This window comes from Niveispirillum sp. KHB5.9, from assembly GCF_048066115.1.
In the GTDB taxonomy this organism is placed as follows: Bacteria; Pseudomonadota; Alphaproteobacteria; order Azospirillales; family Azospirillaceae; genus Niveispirillum.
This window is the reverse complement of record NZ_JBLTYX010000012.1, coordinates 66,446-87,614: the sequence shown is the minus strand read 5'-3', so window position 1 is coordinate 87,614 and position 21,169 is coordinate 66,446. Positions and strand designations below refer to the sequence as shown.

At 67.1% G+C, this 21,169-nt stretch carries 20 protein-coding genes; 9 read left to right on the top strand and 11 right to left on the bottom strand.

The genetic code is table 11. The annotated features are described in order from the left end of the window. The first annotated feature begins 121 nt into the window (after nucleotides 1-121). Both ACM9HJ_RS19125 and ACM9HJ_RS19120 read left to right on the top strand, forming a co-directional pair. Nucleotides 122-886 (top strand): competence/damage-inducible protein A, encoded by a 765-nt coding sequence (locus tag ACM9HJ_RS19125; protein WP_416573359.1) that lies wholly within the window; start codon nucleotides 122-124, stop codon nucleotides 884-886. An 8-nt stretch (nucleotides 887-894) separates the two neighbouring features. Then, on the top strand, nucleotides 895-1,674 hold the full coding sequence (locus ACM9HJ_RS19120; protein ID WP_416573358.1) for a substrate-binding periplasmic protein: 780 nt from the start codon (nucleotides 895-897) through the stop codon (nucleotides 1,672-1,674). A gap of 42 nt (nucleotides 1,675-1,716) precedes the next feature. Here ACM9HJ_RS19120 and ACM9HJ_RS19115 read toward each other — a convergent pair whose 3' ends face one another. From ACM9HJ_RS19115 to ACM9HJ_RS19095, 5 genes are all read right to left on the bottom strand, one after another. Continuing rightward, the gene (locus tag ACM9HJ_RS19115) at nucleotides 1,717-2,688 is read right to left on the bottom strand and encodes a tripartite tricarboxylate transporter substrate binding protein BugD (protein ID WP_416573357.1); all 972 of its coding nucleotides are present in this window, start codon (nucleotides 2,686-2,688) and stop codon (nucleotides 1,717-1,719) included. Nucleotides 2,689-2,742: 54 nt separating this feature from the next. Continuing rightward, on the bottom strand, nucleotides 2,743-4,251 hold the full coding sequence (locus ACM9HJ_RS19110) for a tripartite tricarboxylate transporter permease (protein ID WP_416573356.1): 1,509 nt from the start codon (nucleotides 4,249-4,251) through the stop codon (nucleotides 2,743-2,745). Between the two features lie 3 nt (nucleotides 4,252-4,254). After that, nucleotides 4,255-4,701 carry a tripartite tricarboxylate transporter TctB family protein gene (locus ACM9HJ_RS19105; protein WP_416573355.1) on the bottom strand — a complete coding sequence of 149 codons (447 nt, stop codon included), beginning with the start codon at nucleotides 4,699-4,701 and terminating at the stop codon, nucleotides 4,255-4,257. 172 nt (nucleotides 4,702-4,873) lie between these two features. After that, nucleotides 4,874-5,776 (bottom strand): hypothetical protein, encoded by a 903-nt coding sequence (locus ACM9HJ_RS19100; protein ID WP_416573354.1) that lies wholly within the window; start codon nucleotides 5,774-5,776, stop codon nucleotides 4,874-4,876. 105 nt (nucleotides 5,777-5,881) lie between these two features. Beyond that, nucleotides 5,882-6,772 carry a LysR family transcriptional regulator gene (locus ACM9HJ_RS19095; RefSeq protein WP_416573353.1) on the bottom strand — a complete coding sequence of 297 codons (891 nt, stop codon included), beginning with the start codon at nucleotides 6,770-6,772 and terminating at the stop codon, nucleotides 5,882-5,884. 109 nt (nucleotides 6,773-6,881) lie between these two features. On the opposite strand from ACM9HJ_RS19095, the gene ACM9HJ_RS19090 reads away from it, so the two are divergent. Next, nucleotides 6,882-7,472: an HD domain-containing protein gene (locus tag ACM9HJ_RS19090; RefSeq protein WP_416573352.1), complete on the top strand. Its 591-nt coding sequence runs from the start codon at nucleotides 6,882-6,884 to the stop codon at nucleotides 7,470-7,472. Nucleotides 7,473-7,476: 4 nt separating this feature from the next. On the opposite strand, the gene ACM9HJ_RS19085 is transcribed toward ACM9HJ_RS19090, so the two are convergent. After that, nucleotides 7,477-8,715 carry a UbiH/UbiF/VisC/COQ6 family ubiquinone biosynthesis hydroxylase gene (locus tag ACM9HJ_RS19085; RefSeq protein ID WP_416573351.1) on the bottom strand — a complete coding sequence of 413 codons (1,239 nt, stop codon included), beginning with the start codon at nucleotides 8,713-8,715 and terminating at the stop codon, nucleotides 7,477-7,479. Nucleotides 8,716-9,015: 300 nt separating this feature from the next. On the opposite strand from ACM9HJ_RS19085, the gene ACM9HJ_RS19080 reads away from it, so the two are divergent. The 4 genes from ACM9HJ_RS19080 (at nucleotide 9,016) to ACM9HJ_RS19065 (ending at nucleotide 14,892) form a co-directional block, all read left to right on the top strand. Further along, nucleotides 9,016-9,354 carry a P-II family nitrogen regulator gene (locus ACM9HJ_RS19080; protein WP_094452794.1) on the top strand — a complete coding sequence of 113 codons (339 nt, stop codon included), beginning with the start codon at nucleotides 9,016-9,018 and terminating at the stop codon, nucleotides 9,352-9,354. Nucleotides 9,355-9,696: 342 nt separating this feature from the next. Next, a complete protein-coding gene (locus tag ACM9HJ_RS19075) occupies nucleotides 9,697-10,974 on the top strand; it encodes an aminotransferase class I/II-fold pyridoxal phosphate-dependent enzyme (protein ID WP_416573350.1) in 1,278 nt (425 codons plus the stop codon). 35 nt (nucleotides 10,975-11,009) lie between these two features. After that, a complete protein-coding gene (locus ACM9HJ_RS19070) occupies nucleotides 11,010-13,655 on the top strand; it encodes a DNA translocase FtsK (RefSeq protein ID WP_416573349.1) in 2,646 nt (881 codons plus the stop codon). Between the two features lie 148 nt (nucleotides 13,656-13,803). Then, nucleotides 13,804-14,892, top strand: a complete 1,089-nt coding sequence (locus ACM9HJ_RS19065) for a calcium-binding protein (RefSeq protein ID WP_416573348.1) — start codon at nucleotides 13,804-13,806, stop codon at nucleotides 14,890-14,892. 13 nt (nucleotides 14,893-14,905) lie between these two features. Here the strand turns inward: ACM9HJ_RS19065 and ACM9HJ_RS19060 are convergent, their stop codons facing one another. From ACM9HJ_RS19060 to ACM9HJ_RS19045, 4 genes are all read right to left on the bottom strand, one after another. After that, on the bottom strand, nucleotides 14,906-15,217 hold the full coding sequence (locus ACM9HJ_RS19060) for a putative quinol monooxygenase (protein ID WP_416573347.1): 312 nt from the start codon (nucleotides 15,215-15,217) through the stop codon (nucleotides 14,906-14,908). 21 nt (nucleotides 15,218-15,238) lie between these two features. Next, nucleotides 15,239-15,733 (bottom strand): hypothetical protein, encoded by a 495-nt coding sequence (locus tag ACM9HJ_RS19055; protein ID WP_416573346.1) that lies wholly within the window; start codon nucleotides 15,731-15,733, stop codon nucleotides 15,239-15,241. Next, nucleotides 15,730-16,878, bottom strand: a complete 1,149-nt coding sequence (locus tag ACM9HJ_RS19050) for a DUF2157 domain-containing protein (RefSeq protein ID WP_416573345.1) — start codon at nucleotides 16,876-16,878, stop codon at nucleotides 15,730-15,732. Before ACM9HJ_RS19050 ends, ACM9HJ_RS19055 begins: the two co-directional genes overlap by 4 nt. A 171-nt stretch (nucleotides 16,879-17,049) precedes the next feature. After that, the gene (locus ACM9HJ_RS19045; protein WP_416573344.1) at nucleotides 17,050-18,207 is read right to left on the bottom strand and encodes an MFS transporter; all 1,158 of its coding nucleotides are present in this window, start codon (nucleotides 18,205-18,207) and stop codon (nucleotides 17,050-17,052) included. 177 nt (nucleotides 18,208-18,384) lie between these two features. Between ACM9HJ_RS19045 and ACM9HJ_RS19040 the strand changes: the two genes are divergently transcribed. After that, nucleotides 18,385-18,897 carry an HPP family protein gene (locus tag ACM9HJ_RS19040; protein WP_416573343.1) on the top strand — a complete coding sequence of 171 codons (513 nt, stop codon included), beginning with the start codon at nucleotides 18,385-18,387 and terminating at the stop codon, nucleotides 18,895-18,897. On the opposite strand, the gene ACM9HJ_RS19035 is transcribed toward ACM9HJ_RS19040, so the two are convergent. After that, the gene (locus ACM9HJ_RS19035) at nucleotides 18,890-19,456 is read right to left on the bottom strand and encodes a TetR/AcrR family transcriptional regulator (protein WP_416573342.1); all 567 of its coding nucleotides are present in this window, start codon (nucleotides 19,454-19,456) and stop codon (nucleotides 18,890-18,892) included. The two genes, ACM9HJ_RS19040 and ACM9HJ_RS19035, sit on opposite strands and share 8 nt — an antisense overlap. Nucleotides 19,457-19,536: 80 nt before the next feature. Between ACM9HJ_RS19035 and ACM9HJ_RS19030 the strand changes: the two genes are divergently transcribed. Further along, nucleotides 19,537-21,168 carry an FAD-dependent oxidoreductase gene (locus ACM9HJ_RS19030; protein ID WP_416573341.1) on the top strand — a complete coding sequence of 544 codons (1,632 nt, stop codon included), beginning with the start codon at nucleotides 19,537-19,539 and terminating at the stop codon, nucleotides 21,166-21,168. The last annotated feature ends 1 nt before the right edge of the window (nucleotide 21,169 follow it).

The window sequence follows — 21,169 nt, the reverse complement described above, 5'->3', positions numbered from 1 at the left end:
ATATGCGACAACTCCGGGTGCAACGGTGAAAAACGTTGCATAGCGTTGCACAGGGCCTGCCCATTCGGAGCGGACGCATCATCGCCTCCGATCGGGACCGCGCCCGAAACCGGAGCCCTGCATGACCGATACCGCCCCCACGGCCGCCTTGCTGATCATCGGCAACGAGATCCTGTCCGGCCGCACGCAGGATGCCAACCTGGCCTTCATCGCCAGGCATCTGGGCGTGCTGGGCATCCGTTTCCGCGAGACGCGCGTGGTCCCGGACGAGGAGGCGGAGATCGTGGCGGCGATCAACGCGCTGCGCGCCCGCTACACCTATGTCTTCACCACCGGCGGCATCGGTCCGACCCATGACGACATCACGGCCGAATGCATCGCCAAGGCCTTCGGCGTTCCCCTGATCCGCCATCCCGAAGCCGTGCGCCGGCTGGAAATCCATTATGCCGGCACCGGCATGCTGAACGAGGCGCGGCTGCGCATGGCCAACACGCCGGAAGGGGCCACCCTGATCGACAATCCGGTCTCCACGGCACCGGGATTCCAGATCGGCAATGTCTTCGTCATGGCCGGCGTGCCGATGATCATGCAGGCCATGCTGACCGGCATCGGCGACCGGCTGGTGGGCGGGCCGGTGGTGCGGACCAAGTCGGTGGCATCGGCCATTCCGGAAGGCAGTTTCGCCGACGCGTTGTGCGCCATCGCCGCCGATTATCCCGCCGTCGATATCGGGTCCTACCCGGCCTTCCGCCAGGGCAGGATTTCCACCTCCCTGGTGCTGCGCGCCACCGATCCAGACCTGCTGGAACGGGCGACGGTCGCGGTGGCGGAGATGCTGCGGGCGCTGGGCGGGGAGCCCGTCGTGCTGGACGGATATGGGGAGTAGCCGCTTCGATGCCACCCTGCCCGACCCGCCGCCAGTTCCTGCCGCTGCTTGCCGGGTTGCCGGCAATGGTCATGGCTGGGCGCGCACAGGCGGGGGCGCTGGTCTGCGGCGTCCTGCTGTCGGAGCCCTGGGTGATGCAGACGGGCAAGGAAGCGGGGCTTGGGCATGATCTGGTGGCGCTGCTGGCACGCGAAGCCGGGATCGCCGTCACGGTCCTGCCGGCACCGCAACCAAGATTGATGCAGGCCCTGCAATCAAGGCAGATCGACCTGATGCTTTTCCTTCAGCATCGGCAGCTTGATGAAATGGCCATAGGCCTGGTCGAGGTGGGCCAGGTGGATATCGGCATCATGAAGGCCCGGAATTTCACCCCCAAGGGGGCGGCCGATTTCGTGGGAAGGCGCGTCGCCCATATGCGCTTCGGTGCGGCACCGACAAGCCTGCCGGAGGGCACGATCCTGGTGGAGGTGAAGGATATCCACCAGGGATTGGCCATGCTGGCCGCGGGGCGGGTGGATGGGTGCCTTGGCGGCAATTTCGGCCTGGAATGGCAGATCCGGCGCTATGGATTCGACCGCGGCCTGTTCGGCGGCTTCCATCTGCTGCGCGCGGAACCGCTGCTCTTCTATGCCGGCGCCAGGGTGGCGGCGGACCCGGATCTGGCCGGGCGGCTGAAGGCGGCGGCACCCGCCGTCGCCGCCGCATTTCCCGGCCTTTGTGCCCGTTACCTGGCACAGGCGGGGCCGGGTGTTCCCCAGGCCCCACGCCTGGAAAGCCAATCCAATTGAGAATGGGGCGGGCGGTGGCGCCCGCCCCATCCCGGGCTATCATCAATCCGCATAGACCCCGGCGGCGGTGATCACCGGCTTCCAGCGGTCGATCTCGGCCGCCACGAAATCGCCCAGCACCTTGGGCGTGGCGCGTTCCTCCGCCACCGGTTCGGTGCCCAGCTCGTTGAAGCGCTGCTTCACCACATCATCCTTCAGCGCCACCTTCAGCGCGTCGGACAGCTTCTTCGTCACCGCGTCCGGCGTGCCCTTGGGGGCATAGATGCCGTGCCAGACGGCAACCTGCACGCCGGGCAGGCCCGCTTCCTTGGTGGTGGGCAGGTCGGGCAGGGACGGCACGCGGGTGGCGGTGGTCACGGCATAGGCCTTGATCGCCCCGCCCTTGATCTGGCCGGTGGTGTTGGTGGTCTGGTCGCACATCAGGTCGACCTGACCGCCGACCAGATCATTCATGGCCGGGCCCGTGCCCTTGTACGGAACAGTGGTCAGCGCCGTGCCCAGCGCCTGCATGAACAGCATGCCGCACAGGTGCGAGGCGGCGCCCACGCCGGCATTGGCCAGGGTCACCTTGTCCGGATTGGCCTTCACATAGGCTACCAGTTCCTTCAGGTCCTTGGCTGGGAAATCCTTCTTGGCGACGATGGTCATCGGCACGTCGGTGACCAAGCCCACGGGCGCGAAATCGGCTTTCGCGTCATAGGGCAGCTTGCGATAGAGCGTGGCGGAGGTCGCCTGGCCGATATGGTGCAGCAGGATCGTGTAGCCGTCGGGATCGGCCTTGGCCACGCGCGCCGCACCGATGGTGCCGCCGGCCCCGCCGACATTCTCCACAATCACCTGCTGGCCCAGCGTCTTGCTCATCGACTGGGCGACGAGGCGGGCCACGGTGTCGGTCGGGCCGCCGGCGGCGAACGGCACCACCATGGTGACGGGCCGGGTCGGATAGGTCTGGGCCTGGGCGGTACCGGCCCCGACCAGCAGGGCGGCGGCAACGGCGATGGATGCGAAGCGCATGGTTCCTCTCCTGATTATCGTTGGTGATTTTGGGACGGGCAGCAGGCGGAGGGATCAATCCTCCTCATGGAACACTTCCTCGCGCCGCTTGCGCACGGACGGCAGCAGCACGATGGCGACCAGGACCAGGGCGATGGCGATCAGGGTGGCCGACAGCGGCCGCGAGACGAAGATCATCGGATCGCCGCGCGCGATCAGGAAGGACCGGCGCAGGTTCTCCTCCATCAGCGGGCCCAGCACGAAGGCCAGCAGCAGCGGTGCCGGTTCGAACCCGTGTTTCAGCAGGAAATAGCCGATGCCCCCGAACAGGGCGACCAGCATCACCTCCACCCCCGATGAATTGATGGAATAGACCCCGATGCAGCAGAACATCAGGATCGCCGGAAACAGGATGCGGTAGGGCACCTTCAGCAGGCGCACCCAGACACCGACCAACGGCAGATTGATGATGACCAGCATGGCGTTGCCGATCCACATGCTGGCGATCATGCCCCAGAACAGGGTCGGGTTCTCGTTCATCACCTGCGGGCCGGGCACGATGCCCTGGATGGTCATGGCGCCGACCATCATCGCCATCACCGCATTGGGCGGGATGCCCAGGGTCAAGAGCGGGATGAAGCTGGTCTGGGCACCGGCATTGTTCGCACTTTCCGGCCCGGCCACGCCCTCGATCGCCCCCTTGCCGAAGCGGGACGGCGTCTTGGAAATCTTCTTTTCCAGGGTATAGGACGCATAGGGCGCCAGCACCGCGCCATTGCCGGGCAGGATGCCCAGGATGGAACCGATGCCGGTGCCGCGCAGCACGGCGGGGAAGCTCTGCTTGATATCGGCCCAGGTCGGCATCAGGCCGGTGATCTTGGCCCCCAGCACGGTACGGTCCTGGGTCTTCTCCAGATTGCGCAGGATTTCCGCCACGCCGAACAGACCCACGGCCAGCGTGGTGAAATTGATGCCCTCCGCGATCTCCGAGATACCGAAGGTCAGGCGCTGTTCACCCGATTCCAGGTCGGACCCGACGCAGCCCAGCAACAGACCGACGATGATCATGGCCACCGCCTTGACCACCGATCCGCTGGCCAGCACGGTGGCACCCACCAATCCCACCAGCATCAGGGCGAAATATTCCGGCGGCCCGAAATTCTGGGCGAAGGCGGCCAGGACCGGACCGAACAGGGCCACCACGAAGGTGGCGACGGAGCCGGCGAAGAACGACCCCAGGGCGGCGATGGCCAGCGCCGGACCGGCGCGGCCCTTGCGCGCCATCTGGTGCCCGTCCAGCGTGGTGACGACCGACGAGGTCTCGCCCGGCATGTTGACCAGGATGGCCGTGGTGCTGCCGCCATACTGGGCACCATAATAGATGCCGGCCAGCATGATCAGGGCACCCAGCGGGTCCAGATAGAAGGTGATGGGCAGCAGGATGGCGATGGTGGCGATGGGGCCTAGGCCGGGCAGCACGCCGATCAGCGTGCCGACCAGGGCGCCGATGAAGCACAGGCCCAGATTGATGGGCGTGGCCGCGGCGCCGAACCCCATGGCCAGGTTGGAAAACACATTGTCCATGGATCACAGCCTCGGCCAGAGGGGGAAGGGCAGGCCCAGGGCCAGCACGAAAAGGCCGACCGCGAACAGGATCAGCGCGGCGCTCACCACCAGCAGTTCACGCCATTTCGTGTCCGGCGACCCCAGCGCCGCGATGCCGAACAGCAGGGCCGAGGCGATGACCAGGCCCAGCGGCCGGATGGCCAGACCGAAGGCTAGGATGGCCCCCAGGATGGGCAGGGCCTGGCGCCAATGCAGCCTTTCCCGGTCCGGCCCGTCCAGTGCCAGCGACCGGCCAGCGATGACCAGACCCATCAGGCCGGTCAGGGCCGACAGCACGGTGGGGAAATAGCCCGGCCCCATGCGGGACGCCGTGCCGAATTTCAATTCGCCGATCTGGCTGAAGGCCAGGATGGACAAGAGGATGAGGGCGATGCCGCCCACGAGATCCTGGGGGCTACGCACGCGCATGGCGGGCCTCCCCAGCGTTGCGGTTGAAACTGGCCGCGGGTCGCCGCATCCGTCCATCCCTCCCCTGTCTGGCCCCCGTGCTTGTCCGGTGTCGCCGGCTGCCGGGTGGTGGCTTTGCGCCATGGTTAACAGTACCAAGGCGCCGATAGGGTCGCAACATCCGCCTTTGGGATCAAGACTTTGGTCGGGTGGTGTCCGGCGTCACCTCCAGCCACAGGTCCTTGTCGTCCAGCGGCGTGGCGGCCGGCAGGTCGGGATTGGTCAGATTGAAGACACGGGCACCCTGGAACCGCGACAGGGGAAAGATCGACGCGGTCGACGGATGCTTTTCCATGAAGCGGCGCAGGCGGCCGTCCTTGGCCATGCTGGTCAGGCCCGTCTCCATGCGCCTGGCCAGTTCCGGCTGCCCGGGGGCCACGAACAGGTACATGGGCAGCGGATAGACCAGCAGCAGCTTGTCATAGACGATGACGCCCTTGTCACCCATGGTCGCCACCTCCCCGTCGATCTCGTTGATGGCGCGGGGAAGATAGTCGCAGCGCCCGTCATGCAGGCCGGGATAGGCCATGTCGATCCAGTCGAATTCCATCACCCGCAGCCCGGCGGCGCGCAGCACCGGCGTGTCGGGCCAATAGGCACCCTGGCAGGCCCTCAGATGGGCCAGCTGTTCCAGCTTGGTGATCTTGTCGAATTCGGCCTTGCGGTCGGCGCGGATGACCAGGGCGCGCTGCCCCGTCAGCCCCATGTCCAGCGGCACGCGGATGGGGGTGACGATGCCCTCGCGCAGCCTGCTGGTCGTGGTCCAGAGCAGGTCCAACTCGTTATGCGCCAGTTGCGCCAGCAGACGGGCCTGGGGCACATCCTCCGGCACCTTGTTCAGGCGGGCGGGGCCGAACGCCGCCTTGGTGTCGGCCAGCACCTGTTCGATCAGGTCCAGATAGAAGGAACGGACATTATGGCCGGCGGGCGAGGCATTGTGTTCCACCCGGTAGGTGCGCACACCATCCTCCGCCGCCAGCGCACCCGGCGGGACCAGTCCCAGCAATGACAGCAGCAGCACCACCAGCCACCGCATGCCCATCCTCCCATCCGCCCGTTGACCGGGCCTCTTGCATGCCAAGGTATGCAACCCAGCACACAATGTTTCCACGACTATGACAAGCGGAAAACCGTGGGGATTTCAACCACCCAATATTCCGAACCTTGGGACAATATGATCGACGAAGGCGCGGATTCGCGGCGAAAGATGACGGCCCGCCGGCCAAAGCAGGTGGAAAAGCCCCACTGGCCGCACGAATTCCGCCAGCACTTCCACCAGCCGCCTATCCTTAAGATACTGCCCGGCCGCAAATGGCGGCACGCAGGCGATGCCCAGCCCTTCGGCCGCCAGGAAGGCACGGGCCTGGGCGGTGCCGGCAATGGCACTGACCGGCAGGTCGAGGGGCAAATCCATGCCGTCGCGCCACAATGGCCAGGGTTCCGGCTTGCCCGTGCCGGGATGGCGGTGATGCAGGCAGGCGTGGAAGGTCAGGTCTTCCGGCACTTGCGGCGTGCCATGGCTGGCCAGATAGGCGGGGGCTGCCAGGATGCGGTGACGGAAGGTGCCCAGACTGCGGCTCATCAGCCGCGAATCGGCCGGGATGCCGGTGCGGATGACGGCATCGAACCCTTCCTCGATGATATCGACCAGCCGGTCGCTGGCATCGATCTCTAGTTGGATGTCCGGCCAGGTGCGCATGAAATCAGCCAGGATCGGCAGCAGCGCCGCCTCCGCCACCGCCGGGATGCCGATACGCAGGGGGCCGCGCGGGGCGGCACCGGCCAGCGATGCCTCCACCGCCGCCATTTCCGCCTGGATACGCTGGCAATGGTCCAGGAACAGGCGGCCTTCAGGCGTCAGGGTGATGCTGCGGGTGGAGCGGTGGAACAGGCGGACGCCCAGCCGTTCCTCCAGTCGCGCCACCGCCTTGCCCACGGCCGAGGCCGATACGCCCGACAGGCGCCCGGCATCGACGAAGCTGCGTGCCTCAGCCGCCTGCATGAACAGATGGATACCGCCAAACCAGTCCATGGCACTCCTCGATTGCGGACATTATTGTCCGGAATATGCGGAACCATAGCCGGTTTCCCCCCACCCTGTCCGCCCCTATCCTGCCGGCCTTTCGGGCAAGGGTGATGACATGGACAAGGTGGGGCGGATCGTCGAATTCGTGCTGGAACTGGACCGGCTGAAGGCGGTGACGCGCAAGGTCAGGCCGCTGGGCCAGGAAAGGTACGAGAATTCGGCCGAGCATAGCTGGCACCTGGCCATGCTGGCCTTGTCCATGGCCCCCTATGCGCCGCCGGGCACCGACATGGACCGGGTTATCCACATGCTGCTGGTCCATGATATCGGGGAGATCGACACCGGCGACACGTTGTTCTTCGTGGAAGCCGGCAGGGTGGAGCGCAAGGCGGCGGAGGAGCAGGCGGCTTCCCGCATCCTGTCGCTGCTGCCCGATGGACAGGGCGCGCCCCTGCTGGACCTGTGGCGGGAGTTCGAGGCGGGCGAAAGCCGGGAGGCACGTTTCGCCCAAGCCATGGACCGGGCGGCCCCCGTGCTGCTGAACCTGGCCAATGACGGCCAGAGCTGGCGGGAGAATGGCGTGCGCCATGAACAGGTGGCGGGTCGTGTCGGCCCGCCGGTGGCGGCGGGGTGCCCTGCCCTGTGGGATCACATCGCAGGGCGCCTGGACGCCGCCCGCGACGCCGGATGGTACGGGATGGGATGAACGCCTACAGCGCCTCGCCCCGTACCAGCCGCGGCAGTTCGCCGACAATGCCCATGGCATGCTGCATGAAGAATTTCTTGGCGGGCTTCAGCGGCGGCAGATTGTTGATCGCCGCCATGCCCAGCCGGCGGGCATGGGCCAGCGGCTTGATATCGTTGCTGAACAGTCGGACCAGGGCATCGGTGGTGGCCAGCAGGGTCACCGTGTCGGCCCGGCGCCAGCGCTGATAGCGCTCCAGGACATCGGCGGCACCGGGGTCCAGACCCACGCGCAGCGCATCCACCACCACTTCCGCCAGAGCCGCGAGATCGCGGATGCCGACATTCAGCCCCTGGCCGGCGATCGGATGCATGCCATGGGCGCTCTCGCTGACCAGGGCCAGACGGGTGTCGATATAGCGGTCGGCATGGGCCAGGCCCAGCGGATAAGCCCAGCGCCCGGCCACGGGCGTCACGTCGCCCAGCCAGTCGCCGACGCGCAGCTGCAATTCCTCCCGGAACCTTTCCTCCGGCAGGCCCATATAGAAATCGACCCGGTCCGACGGCTCGGTCCAGACGATGCTGGTATGGTGACCACCGGCCAGCGGCAGCATGGCGAAGGGGCCGGTGGGCAGGAACTGTTCCACCGCCACGCCGCCATGCGGGCCGTCATGGCGGATGGTGCAGACGATGGCGTGCTGCTTGTAGGACCAGGCGATCTGCCTGATGCCCGCATGCTCGCGGCAGAAGCTTTTCTTGCCGTCGGCCCCCACCACCAGCCGGCCGGCGACGGTCCGCCCGTCGGCCAGGGTGACGCGCACGCCGGACGCGTCGCGCACCATACCGGTGACCGTGGCCGGGGCCAGGTGGGTGACCGAGGGCAGTTGCTTCAGCCGGCGATAGAGCGCGAAGCGCATCACCCGGTTCTCGATGATCCAGCCGAAGGGCCGGTCACCGACCTCCTGGTGGTCATAGTGCAGGAACAAGGGCGATGACTGGTCGGTGACGCGGATATCCAGCATCGGCCCGACATTGCCGTCCAGATGGTCCCAGACGCCGGCCCCCATCAGCACCGTGCCGGCGCCATAGGCGATGGCGGTGGTGCGCCCGTCGAATTCCGGCTGCAACGTGTCTTCCGCCGGCTCCCGGTCGATGACCAGGGTGGAAACACCGGCCGTCCCCAACGCACAGGCCAGCGTCAGGCCGGACAGGCCCCCGCCCACGATGATGATATCGGCCTGATGGTCGGTATTCTGCACGGTCATGATGCGTTTTCCTGGAACTTGGCCGCTCTTTTGGGCGTTGGAGAGCTTGGCGCAACCCCTGTCGCCTGTCCAGACGGCGTCGCGTCGCAGGGGTTGCACAATTTTTAATCAGCATCTGCCCATGTGCGCGCCTATTCTTAACCAATCATCGGCCCGGTTCGGGTTTTTCGCAGCGTACACCTTAGGAAATGGCGCGCGGCACGGTTCTTGTAAGTTAGGATGGCGATGCGCCGGGGCTTCCCGCTCCGGCGCCGGCATCCGTAGTCGTTTCTGTTTCCATGCAGAGGAAGGGAGAGCGCAATGAAGCTCGTCGTGGCCATCATCAAGCCGTTCAAGCTGGACGAGGTGCGCGAGGCCCTGACGGGACTTGGCATCCAGGGCCTGACCGTCTCGGAGGTGAAGGGGTTCGGCCGGCAGAAGGGCCAGACCGAGATTTATCGCGGCGCTGAATATTCCGTCAGCTTCCTGCCCAAGGTGAAGGTGGAAGTGGCCGTCACGGACGAGCTGGTGGACGGTGTCGTCGACGCCATCCAGAAGGCCGCCAATACCGGCCGCATCGGCGACGGCAAGATCTTCGTGCTGGACGTCGTGCAGACCGTGCGCATCCGTACCGGCGAACAGAACGGCGACGCATTGTAAGTTTGTTCCCTCAGGCGCCGGGCGCCCGCATCCGCGGGCTTGGCTTACGCGGCCACGTGGTCGCGGGCCGGCGGTCGCCGGCCTGGGGAATGTTCCTCAGGCTTCGGCTGTAACCCAGGCATTGTCAGGTGTTCAGGCCCGTTCGCGGAAGGTTCCGCGAACGGGTTTTCTTGATTCGTTCATGGAAAATTTCTGATTCGCATCAAGGGCTTACGTAAGTTTTCAACGTTTTTCTCAGCCTTTATCCACAAGCCCTTGTAACAAGGCGATTCTTCGCCGCTGGCCGCCCCGAATGGGTTGCTTGTGCCGGGCGGGAGCGGCGGCTACAATTCGGCGGCACCCATGCTTCGCCAGCCGCCAAGGGCCATGATGTTCGACGCCGCCGCCAATTCCGTCCAGGCGCCCTGCCGCAGTGACCGGCTTTCCGACCTGTCCGAATATCCGTTCCCGCGGCTGCATGCGCTTCTGGCCGATGTCACGCCGCAGGCCAATGTCGCGCCCAGCATCCTGACCATTGGCGAGCCGCAGAACGAACCGCCGCCGATCCTGACCAATACACTGGCGGCAGCACAGCCCCTCGCCTGGGCCAAATACCCGCCCACGGCCGGCACGCCCGCCTTCCGGGCATCGGTGGCCGGCTGGCTGGGCCGCCGCTTCGACCTGCCCCACGGGTTCATCGACGCCGACAAGACCATCCTGCCCGTCTGCGGCACGCGCGAGGCGCTGTATCAGCTGGCCCAGCTTGTCGTGCCCGCGAAAAAGGCCGGCGGACGCCCCGTGGTGCTGATCCCCAATCCTTTCTACGCCGTCTATCAGGGCGCCGCCGTGATGGCGGGGGCGGAACCCGTGTTCCTGGACGGCACGAAGGAGACGGGGTACCTGCCCGACCTGGATGCGGTGCCGGAAGAAGTGTGGGAACGCACCGCCCTGTTCTATCTCTGCACCCCCGCCAATCCGCAGGGGGCCGTGGCCAGCCTGGATTATCTGAAGCGCGCCCTGGTGCTGGCCCGCCGCCACGGATTCACCATCGCGTTCGATGAATGCTATGGCGAGCTGTGGCACGACACGCCGCCGGCCGGTGGCCTGGACGCGGCGCTGGCGCTGGGGGGCGACAAGCCGCTATCCAACCTGCTGAGCTTCCATTCGCTTTCGAAACGATCCAGTGCTGCCGGACTTCGTTCCGGCTTCGTTGTGGGTGATCCTGACCTGATCGTGGGCTTCACGCGGCTGCGCGCCTATTCGCTGGCCGGCATGCCGCTGCCCGTGCTGGATGCGGCGACGGCTTTGTGGGCCGATGATGCGCATGTCGCGATCAACCGCGCCTATTACCGCGCCAATGTCGATGCCGCACAGGCGGTGCTGGATGGCAGGCTGGGCTTCTACCGGCCCGATGCCGGCTTCTTCCTGTGGCTGGACGTCACCGGCGTGGCCGCCAACGGGGCGGAGGCGACGAAGCGCCTGTGGCGCGAGGGCGCCATCAAGGTGCTGCCCGGCGCCTATCTGACACAGCCGCATGCCGATGGCCATAATCCCGGCGACCATTATATCCGCATCGCACTGGTGCAGGATGCCGACAATGTGGCCCGGTCGATGGAACGGCTGGCCCGCATCCTGACGTGACCCTTTCTTTTCCCGCTGACCGGACGAGCCCTTCCATGCCGAGCCGCCCCGCCCAACAGACCCCATCCCCCGGCCGCCCCGCGCCGCGCGGGCCCGTGCCTGCATCCGGCATGGCGGGGGGCATGGGCGGCACCGGCCCACGCAAATCGCGCCTGCTGCCCGACGGCATGATGGCCTTCGCCATGCGCCGGCTGGTGGAGGGCGCGGGGCTGGTCGTGGTGATGCTCGGCCTGGCCCTGCTGCTGTCCTTCCTGTCCTATGACAGCCGCGATCCGTCCTGGAGCACGGCAGTGCCGGGCGACAATATCCCGGTGGGCAACCTGCTGGGCCGCACCGGTGCCTATACGTCGGACCTGCTGCTGCAATCGCTGGGCTATGCCGCCTATCTGCTGCCTTTGTTCCTGCTGGGCTGGGGGTACAGGGTGTTCCGGCACCGCCCGGTGCGCAACATCGCGCTGCGCGTGCCGCTGGCGCTGGCCGCCGTGCTGGTCATGGCCATGGCCATGGTCTGCCTGGCCGCTGGCAATGCCGCCTGGGGCGGACCCGCCGGCGCCATGCTGGTCAAGCCGCTGCTGAAGCTGGTGGTGGCGCTGGCCGGCGGCGTATCCGGGCTGGTCATGGGGCTGGTGCTGCTGGTGCCGGCCCTGTTCCTGTGCCTGTGGGCGCTGGATGTGCGGCTGTGGGAAGTGACGGAGTTCGCCCGCACCCTGGGCAAGCGCGCCAACAGCCTGCGCACTGCCGCCGCCAGGGTGGATGAGGAGGACGAGGTGCCGCCGGCCCCCGCGCCTGTGCATGCCACCCGGTGGAGCGCACCGGCCGAGACCGCCACTGCCGACAAGCCGTCCCTGGGGGCCAAGGCGGGTGCCCTGTTCACCCGCCTGCGCGCCAAGCGCAAGGAGGCCGCCCCCGTCGCGGCACCAGCGCCCAACGCTCCGCGCATGGCCCCGACCCTGGGCGGCACCATGCCGCCCGCCGCCGATGACGACCTGCCCACGGATGAGGCGGCGGCACCGGTGCCGGTGGAGGAACGCCGCCGCCATGCCCCGCCCGTGGTGGGACCCGCGCCGAAGCCCCTGCCCGAGGTGGCGCGCAAGGTGGAGAAGTCGCGCCAGGCCAATCTGCTGCTGGAGCCGGAGGCGCGCGGCGATTACGAGTTGCCGCCCGTCGACATCCTGCAATTGCCGCCGCACGGCATGGGCCCGGCCATGGACGAGGCGTCGCTTCAGCGCAATGCCGAGATGCTGGAAAGCGTGCTGGAGGATTTCGGCGTCCGTGGCCAGATCGTCAAGGTCAGCCCCGGCCCCGTGGTCACGCTCTATGAGCTGGAACCGGCACCCGGCGTGAAGTCGGCCCGCGTCATCGGTCTGGCCGACGATATCGCCCGGTCGATGTCCGCCGTGTCGGTGCGCGTGGCGGTCGTGCCCGGCCGCAATGTCATCGGCATCGAAATGCCCAACCAGAAGCGCGAGACGGTGTATCTGCGCGAACTGCTGATGTCGGACGCCTATGAGAAGAGTCAGCAGAAGCTGGCCCTGGTGCTGGGCAAGGATATCGGCGGCGCCCCGATCATCGCCGATCTGGCCCGCATGCCCCACCTGCTGGTCGCCGGCACCACCGGTTCGGGCAAGTCGGTGGCCATCAACACCATGATCCTGTCCATCCTGTACCGGATGCCGCCGGACAAGTGCCGCTTCATCATGGTCGATCCCAAGATGCTGGAACTGTCCATCTATGAGGGCATTCCGCACCTGCTGGCCCCTGTGGTGACCGACCCCAAGAAGGCCGTCGTGGCGCTGAAATGGGCGGTGCGGGAGATGGAGGACCGGTATCGCAACATGTCCAAGCTGGGCGTGCGCAATATCGATGGCTACAACGCGCGCCTGAAGGAGGCGCGGCAGAATGCCGAAGTGCTGATGCGCCGTGTGCAGACCGGTTTCGACCCCGACACGGGCAAGCCGATCTATGAGGAACAGCCCATCGACCTGACGGAACTGCCCTATATCGTCGTCATCGTCGACGAGATGGCGGACCTGATGCTGGTGGCCGGCAAGGATATCGAAGCCGCCATCCAGCGCCTGGCGCAGATGGCGCGTGCCGCCGGCATCCACCTGATCATGGCCACGCAGCGCCCGTCGGTGGACGTGATCACCGGCACGATCAAGGCCAATTTCCCCACCCGCATCAGCTTCCAGGTGACCAGCAAGATCGACAGCCGCACCATCCTGGGTGAACAGGGGGCCGAACAGCTGCTGGGCCAGGGCGACATGCTGTACATGGCCGGCGGCGGCCGCATCACCCGCGTCCACGGCCCCTTCGTGCGCGACGAGGAGGTGGAGCAGGCGGTGAAGTTCCTGAAGGCCCAGGGCGAGCCGTCCTATATCGACGCGGTGACGGAGGAGGATGAGGAGTTCGACCCGTCATCGTCCGAAGGCGGCGGTGGCGGCGGCGACAAGGGCGGCGAAGCATCGGGCGACGACCTGTACGACCAGGCCGTGGCCGTGGTGACGCGGGAAGGCAAGGCCTCGACCAGCTTCATCCAGCGCCATCTGCGCATCGGCTACAACTCCGCCGCCCGCCTGATCGAGCGGATGGAGAAGGAAGGCGTGATCAGCAAGGCCAACCATGCCGGCAAACGCGAGGTGCTGGCCCGCAGCGCGGATGATCGCGAGAGTTATAATTGAGGGGACGAGGGCGTATCCCCCTCTCGCCGCTGTGAAGCCGTTCATAACCGGATATCGCGCACGCACCGCATAATGTGGTGCGACCGGGCAATGGCCGGCCCCGTCGCGTGCCCGGGTGCCGCCCGGCACCAAGACCGGAGACCTGATCGTGGATTTGTTTGGCAGCGCCGGTAACGACACCCTCTCCCCGCTCAGTGAATATCAGCGTATCTTTGGCCTGGACGGGGCGGATTTTCTAATGCTGGGCAGCGGCTTCGAGGGTGTGCTGCTGTCGGGTGGCAAGGGGGCGGACCGGTATGTCATCACCGCCGCCCTGAGCGGTCTGAATTTCGTCCTCGATGCCGGGGCCAGCGCCAATGACAGTTTCAGCGACAGCGGCTTCCTGCGGGGCGTGAACTATATCGCTGAACTGGATGGCCGCCACCTGATCATGATGGACAGCCGGACCGGGGGCGGCATGCTGTTCATCGACTGGCAATCGGCCGAAAACCGGATCGAGAACTGGAGCATGTCCTTTCTGACCGACGTGGTCTGGAACGACGCCGCGTTCGGGTCGCTGATCCGGAAACAAGCCGCCTACCAGGGCGTGGTCTCGCTCGATACGTTGGGAACGGCCCTGGCGGCCGAAACGCGGCGGGACATCGATCTCAGCATCCTGGCCGCCAATACGGCAGGGGATGCAAGCGCTATCCGCGACCCCGCGCAACAGATGCTGGCCCAGGGCCGGATCGTGACGCCCCAGATCGCGGATGGTTCGTTCGGTCTGCAATGGGTGCTGATCACCGACCAGTCCGATGATGTTATCATCGGCACGACCGGCAATGATTTCATCAATTCAGGCAATGGTAACGACGCCATTGACGGCGGTACCGGCAACGACATCCTGGATGGCGGTGCCGGGTCGAATTTCCTGAGCGGTGGCGCGGGAACCGATAATTTCTTCATCGATGGCCGCAATGCCGATGGCGGAGCGGGCCGGACGGTGTGGAGCACCATCACCGATTTCAATACCGCCTCCGACGAGACGGTGGCGATCTGGGGCTGGGTGGCGGGCACCAGCCGGATCGTGAGCACCGTCATTGACGGCGCCGTCGGGTACAAGGGGGCGACCTGGCATATCGACCTGACCGGTGACGGCACCGTCGATGCCAGCGTCACGCTGGCCAATGTCTCACCCAACAGCATTATGAGCGTGACCGGCGTGTCTGCGGGCAATGGCTATCTGATGCTGGGGTGACAGGGGTCTTGGCTTACTCCCACGGCTCCGTCTCCAGTCCCACCCGCACCACGGCGTCACCCTGCTCGGCCCGCCACTGGCTCCAATGCTGGAAATGGGCCGACGCGTGGTGGGCGCGCATCGCCGCCTCATCCACGAATTCCTCCCAGACATGGAAGATGGCGGGGCCGCCTTCCTTCTCCTCCGACCGGCTCCGCGCCGCGCGGAACTGGATGCAGCCCGGTTCCTCCCGGCTGTGGCGCAGGTTATGGCCGAAATATTCGATGAACCCGTCCAGGTGGGTCAGGGCCACCTCGACCCGGATCAGACGTCCTTCACGCGCCATGGCATTTTCCTTGTGATGATCTCAGGGGCCTTTCGGGGGCTCGACAATACCGGCGGCGCGCATGTCCTTGAGGGCGATGCCACCTTGGCCGTCGAAGCGCACATCCACATTCACGATCCACTTTCCCTGCGCCAGCATGGTCTCCAGCTCCTTGGCCCTTTCCTTCGACTGGTAGAGCCGGACCTCGCGTCCGGGATCGGAAAGCGGCATGGGGCAGGATTTCAGCACCTCGGCCTGGCAGGAGGGCAAGGGGGTGAAGCCGGGACGATCGGGCTGTTCCGGCCGTGGGACCAGACAGATACAATCGGCCGGTCCATAGCGGCGGGGCGGCAAGCCATGGATGTCCAGCCGGGCCGACAGGTAATGGCCGCGCAGCAGGTCGCGCGGGTCGTAACCCAGCAGGCGGATGCGCATGCCGGGATCACCGGCGCTTGAAACAGGCAGCCACAGGGCCCAACCGGCCAGGACCAGGGTGGGAAGCAGCAGCAGGGCAGCAAGCAGCGCGGATTTCCTCATGCCCCCCTCCCCTTGCCCCAGGACATGACCCGGCTGGCCCCGAACGCCAGGGCGATCAGCACCAGGCCCGCCAGCACCAGCCCCAGGCCGGTGGCCATCAGCCCGCCCGCCGCATCCAGATAGGCCACGAAGACCCGCACGGCGATCAGCGCCACGGCCAGACGGAACCAATTGGTCTGATGCGCCATCAGCGCCAGCCGTGCCAGCCCGATCCAGTAGAGGCAGAAGGCCACGCCGGTGATGATGGCCCCGGTGACACCGGAGAGCAGCAGCGGCAGGATGGAAAGCGGCGGCGCCAAAGCCAGGGCCAGGCCCAGCCCGATCCGCAAGCTGCCACGCCGGTCGGACGGCACCAGCAGGTGCGCCGCCACCAGGGCCAGCAGGCCGATACCCGCACCGATGAGCGCGTCGATCTGCGTTTCCGCCGATGCCGCGTGGCCGTGCAAGGGCTGCACGATCAGCAGCATGATGGTCAGGCCGGCGATCACAGCCCCGACCGACACCTGCCCGCAATACCGGGCCCAGGCCGGCGGCAGCGGCGGGCAGGCGGCACGCAACGCGTAAAACGCCGCCGCGGACAACGCCACGCAGCTTGTCATCAAGTGATGGCGATTCAGCCAATGGTGATGCTCGTCCAGTGTCGCCAGGAGCCAGCCGAACAGGCCCAGGGTCCAGACCCAGCGGTTCAGGCCGCCGCGCGCCAGGGCCCAGGTGAAGGGGGTGGCCAGCAGCAGCCAGCCGCCCAGTAGGCCAGCCGTCGTGCCCTGCAACTGGAAGCTCTGCCCGATATGGGCGATCAGGCCCAGGGTGGACAGCGATAGCAGCAGCACCCCACCTTCCACGCGCGCCTCCAGATCGGGGCTATGCTGTCGTGCCCAATACCAGATGGTGCCGCCCAGACCCAGATTGACGGCCACATGCAGGCCCAGGCGCAGGCTGATCGGGATCTCGTCCCAGTTGGCGGCGATGATGGCGATGATGCCGACGCCGATGGTGAAGGCCCCCAGCACGGCCAGCGCCAAAGCCAGCTTCGGCCGGCCGCGCCCCGCCTCGAACGCGGCGATGCGTTCGGCCTGGTCGGCATCGATGAACCCCTCGCGCCGCCAGTCGGCCAGCTTGCCCTGCAACCCGAAAACCGGACCCATGCCGCCTTCCTGTCTTGGTTTCCCGCCAGGGTGGGCCAAAGCCACCCCGGATACAAGTTCGATGCGCCCTCAGGCGCCGGGCGCCGCCATCCGGCGGCTTGGCTTACGCGCCCACGTGGGCGCGGGCCGGCAGTCGCCGGCCACCGATGGGACACGCTGTCTCCCATCGGATCAATCAGGCAAACGCGGCAGCAGCAAGGCCGCCACCCCCAGCGTCTGCACGATCGCCACGGCCAGGGTCAGCGCCGGCAATCCCAGGGTGATGAACGGGGCCAGCAGCGCGGTTCCGGCGGATGAAATGCCGGTGATGAACAGGATGACCAGGGCCGAGGCGCGGTCGTCATCCCCGCGCCCCGCCATGATGGCGCGCAGGAAACCCGGCGGGCCGCGCAGGCCCAGCCCGATATTCATCGGTGCGAACAGCACCGACAGCACCCAGACCGGCCCACCGCCGGTCCAGCCATAAGCAAGCAGCAGCAGGCCCGACAGGAAAGCCAGGACGGTGCCGATCCAGATCATCCGTTCCACACCGAACCGCCTGGCCAGCCCGCCGGCCAGATTGGCGGCAATGGCGAACAGGGTGACGCCGATGGCCTGCATCACCACGAAATCACCCATGGTTCCGCCCATGCCGACGGTGATGGTGACGGGTGCCCCGAACACGAAGATCAGCAGCCCGCCCAGCACACCGCCATGCGACAGGCCATAGCGCAGGAAGACGGGATCGCGCAGCAGCCGCAGATACGATCCTTCCCGCCGCTTTTCCACCCGCCCGCCGGGCAGGATACGCAGACCCGCACCCAGACAGGTCAGTACGATCAGCGACGCCAGCGCCACCACCAGGAACGGCGCCTGCCACCCGGCCCAGGCGATCAGCGCGGCCCCGGCCAAGGGGGCCGCACCCGGTGCGATGGCTTCGATCGAGCCCAACAGGGCAAGCGCGCGCATGGCCCCGACCTCGTCAAACAGGCGGCGGATGATGCCCGGCGCGAAGACGGCGGGGGCCGATCCCACCAGCCCCTGACCGAAACGCAGCGCGATCAACTGGTCCAGGTCCTGGACCAGCACCGACAGACCCATCAGCACACCGAAGCCGGCAATGGCCAGCATCAGCAGCAGGCGGCGGTCGAACCGCGCGGCCAGTGTGCCGAACAGCAGCATGCCGCCCATGGCGCCGGCCACATAGGCGGCGATCACCAGCTGTGCCCGCGGCACGTCACCGCCGGGCAAGGTCGCCAGCACAGGCAGGGCCGGCAGGATCAGGTCGATCCCGGCCATGCCCAGCAGCGTGCCCATCACCAGCAGGGCGCAGATCAAGGTCCGCGTCATGCCCAATCCCCCTTCACGATATTTCGCGCCAATAAATCCGAGATTGCATCTATTCCGATAGCACCTTCTCCGGAGCCCAGGCATGCGCCGGGATCAACCGAGTGCCACGATAGAGTTTGATTGCAAATTGTGCGATTCCGGGTCAGAAAACAGGCATCGTTTGCACAGGTTTTGCCCATGCCGCGCCACCTGCTTGTCCGCCATGAACCGCGCCATCCCCATCTGACCGCCCATGTGAAGGCGGGTCTGGGGGCGGCGGTCTCCATCGCGGCGGCGGGCTGGCTGGCGGGGATCACGCATCTGCCGCTGCTGCTGGCGCCGTTCGGGGCCAGCGCCGTGCTGCTGTTCGCGCAAGCCGCCAGCCCCCTGGCCCAACCGGTCAATGTCATCGGCGGCTATTTGCTGGCGGGGCTGGTGACCTTGCTGGCCCATATGGCCCTGCCCGGCGATTGGTGGGTGGTGGGGCTGACCGTGGGTGCGTCGATCACCGCCATGTCACTGGCCCGGCTGACCCATCCGCCGGCAGGCGCCATGCCCGTGGTCGTCGCGGGATCATCGGCGATGCCCGCCCTGGAACTGCTGTCCATCGCCGTGGTCGGGGCCGTGGTGATGACGATTTATGCGGCCGTTCATCACCGGCTGCCGCCGCGCTTCGATTATCCCAAGCGGCCGGCCCCCGCCGTCAGGTGACGCCCAGCGCCGCCAGATCGGCATCCAGCAGGGTCAACTGGGTTTCCGCCGGCCAAGTCTCCGGATCGAAGAAGGCCTGACTGGCCACGCCATAGATGGTGATCAGCAGGCGCCGCGCACCTTCCTTTGCCGCCGCATCGTCCAGCCCGCGGTCGCGCAGCAGGGCGGTGAAACGGTTGGTGACCTGACGCGATCGCTGCTGCTGTTCTTCCGACAGGCGCTGTTCCGCGATGGCCATGGTCCAGAAGGCGAACCAGACCAGCCAGTCGCGCCGTTGTTCGTCATTCAGCGGCAGCAGGGCAGCCAGATAGGCGCGCAGCCCCCCCGCCGCCAGCGCCGCCTCCATCCGCCGGTGCGCGCGCAGCACCGTGGCGCGGTAGGTGTAGAACAGCAGTTCCACCTTGGACGCGAAATAATGGCTGACGATTGCCGTGCTGTAGCCGGCGGCCTGCGCCACCTCGCGCACCGTCACCGCCTCGATCCCCGCCTTGGCGATCAGATCCGCCGTCACTTCCGCCACGGCGCGTCGGCGCGCCTCGTGATCCACCACGGCCGGCATTGATTTTCCCATAACAACTGTTATAAATAACACCCGTTATATAACGGGCGTTAGGTCATGATGCCGTGTGGGAGGCAAAGATGGAAGGGCTGGTCGAGACGGATGTCGTGGTCCTGGGCAGCGGGGCGGCAGGCCTGGTCGCGGCCCTGGCGGCGGCCGACGCCGGGGCGCGGGTGGCGGTGCTGGAAAAGGCAGATGCGGTGGGCGGCACGACGGCCCTGTCGGGCGGGGTGTTCTGGCTGCCGGCCAACCGGTTCGGGGCCGAGGCCGGGATCACGGACGGGCGCGAACAGGCTCTGGCCTATCTGGATGCGCTATCGCTGGGTCTGATCGATCCGGCGATGGCGACGACTTATGTGGACAGTGTGGCGCCGCTGCTGGACTGGCTGACCGGGTCGGCGGGGATGCAGGTGCGGCTGGTGCCGGGCTTTCCCGATTATCACCCCGAGCATCCGGGCGGCATGAAGGATGGTGGACGGTCGCTGGAACCCGGCCCCTTCCCCATGCCGTCACTGGGGCCCTGGGCGGAAAGGGTGCTGCGCGGGCGGGCCAATCCCTGGACCATGATCGGCGAACGCCCCCGCGGCGACGGCAGCGGCGGGGTGGATGGCGACACGATCGCCGCGCGGCGCCGGGACGGCATCGAATGCTGCGGGCGGGCCCTGGTCGGCTGGCTGCTGAAAGCCTGCCTGGACAGGGGGATCGAGCCGATGCTGGATCAGCCGGTGACCGACCTGCTGCACGATGAGAACGGCCGGGTCACGGGCGTGCGGGCCGGCGACCTTGTGGTGAAGGCGCGGCGCGGGGTGATCATCGCCACGGGCGGGTTCGAATGGGATCGTGAACTGGCGCGCGATTTCCTGCGCGGCCCCGTCGGCCATATGCCCACGGCCAGAAGTTGCACCGGCGATGGCTTGCGCATGGCGATGCGGGCGGGGGCAGCGCTGACCAACATGGCGGAGGCGTGGTGGGTGCCGACCATCGCCTGGGGCGGGCCCGAGGCGGCAGGCGACGACCCCACCCGCCATTTCCTGCTGCTGCGCGAACGTACCCTGCCCGGCTCGATCATGGTCAACAGGATGGGCCGGCGCTTCGCCAATGAGGCGACGAATTACAACGCCTTCGGCGCCGTGTTGCATGAATTCGATCCGGTGGGCTTCACTTACGCCAACCAACCCTGCTGGCTGGTCTTCGGCCAGAATTTCCTGGACCGCTACGGCTTCTTCGGGCTGGCGCCGGGGGATGCGGTGCCGGACTGGATCGCGCGGGGCGACAGCGTGGAGGCGCTGGCGGATGTGCTGGGCCTGCCGCCGGCGGCACTGGCCGACACGGTCGCGCGTTGGAACCGCATGATGGAAGCGGGCCGCGACGATGATTTCGGGCGCGGGACCAGCGCCTATGACAGCTGGAACGGCGACGTGCAGCAACCGGCGGGCTCGGCCCGCACCCTAGGCCCGCTGGATCGCGGCCCCTTCTACGCCGTGCCCGTGCATGCCAGCACCTTGGGCACCAAGGGCGGGCCCAAGACCGATGGGGACGGGGCCGTGCTGGACCTGTCGGGCCGGGTCATTCCCGGCCTCTATGCCGCCGGCAATGCCATGGGCGGGGTGACAGGCAAGGTCTATGGCGGGGCGGGGGGCACGCTGGGCCCGGCCATGATCTTCGGCTGGCGCGCCGGCCGCGCCGCCGCCCTATCCAACGATAAGAACTGAG

Coding starts and splice junctions, on each gene's coding strand:
- ACM9HJ_RS19125 (WP_416573359.1), top strand. CDS start 122: ATGACCGATACCGCCCCCACGGCCGCCTTGCTGATCATCGGCAACGAG.
- ACM9HJ_RS19120 (WP_416573358.1), top strand. CDS start 895: ATGCCACCCTGCCCGACCCGCCGCCAGTTCCTGCCGCTGCTTGCCGGG.
- ACM9HJ_RS19115 (WP_416573357.1), bottom strand. CDS start 2,688: ATGCGCTTCGCATCCATCGCCGTTGCCGCCGCCCTGCTGGTCGGGGCC.
- ACM9HJ_RS19110 (WP_416573356.1), bottom strand. CDS start 4,251: ATGGACAATGTGTTTTCCAACCTGGCCATGGGGTTCGGCGCCGCGGCC.
- ACM9HJ_RS19105 (WP_416573355.1), bottom strand. CDS start 4,701: ATGCGCGTGCGTAGCCCCCAGGATCTCGTGGGCGGCATCGCCCTCATC.
- ACM9HJ_RS19100 (WP_416573354.1), bottom strand. CDS start 5,776: ATGCGGTGGCTGGTGGTGCTGCTGCTGTCATTGCTGGGACTGGTCCCG.
- ACM9HJ_RS19095 (WP_416573353.1), bottom strand. CDS start 6,772: ATGGACTGGTTTGGCGGTATCCATCTGTTCATGCAGGCGGCTGAGGCA.
- ACM9HJ_RS19090 (WP_416573352.1), top strand. CDS start 6,882: ATGGACAAGGTGGGGCGGATCGTCGAATTCGTGCTGGAACTGGACCGG.
- ACM9HJ_RS19085 (WP_416573351.1), bottom strand. CDS start 8,715: ATGACCGTGCAGAATACCGACCATCAGGCCGATATCATCATCGTGGGC.
- ACM9HJ_RS19080 (WP_094452794.1), top strand. CDS start 9,016: ATGAAGCTCGTCGTGGCCATCATCAAGCCGTTCAAGCTGGACGAGGTG.
- ACM9HJ_RS19075 (WP_416573350.1), top strand. CDS start 9,697: ATGCTTCGCCAGCCGCCAAGGGCCATGATGTTCGACGCCGCCGCCAAT.
- ACM9HJ_RS19070 (WP_416573349.1), top strand. CDS start 11,010: ATGCCGAGCCGCCCCGCCCAACAGACCCCATCCCCCGGCCGCCCCGCG.
- ACM9HJ_RS19060 (WP_416573347.1), bottom strand. CDS start 15,217: ATGGCGCGTGAAGGACGTCTGATCCGGGTCGAGGTGGCCCTGACCCAC.
- ACM9HJ_RS19055 (WP_416573346.1), bottom strand. CDS start 15,733: ATGAGGAAATCCGCGCTGCTTGCTGCCCTGCTGCTGCTTCCCACCCTG.
- ACM9HJ_RS19050 (WP_416573345.1), bottom strand. CDS start 16,878: ATGGGTCCGGTTTTCGGGTTGCAGGGCAAGCTGGCCGACTGGCGGCGC.
- ACM9HJ_RS19045 (WP_416573344.1), bottom strand. CDS start 18,207: ATGACGCGGACCTTGATCTGCGCCCTGCTGGTGATGGGCACGCTGCTG.
- ACM9HJ_RS19040 (WP_416573343.1), top strand. CDS start 18,385: ATGCCGCGCCACCTGCTTGTCCGCCATGAACCGCGCCATCCCCATCTG.
- ACM9HJ_RS19035 (WP_416573342.1), bottom strand. CDS start 19,456: ATGCCGGCCGTGGTGGATCACGAGGCGCGCCGACGCGCCGTGGCGGAA.
- ACM9HJ_RS19030 (WP_416573341.1), top strand. CDS start 19,537: ATGGAAGGGCTGGTCGAGACGGATGTCGTGGTCCTGGGCAGCGGGGCG.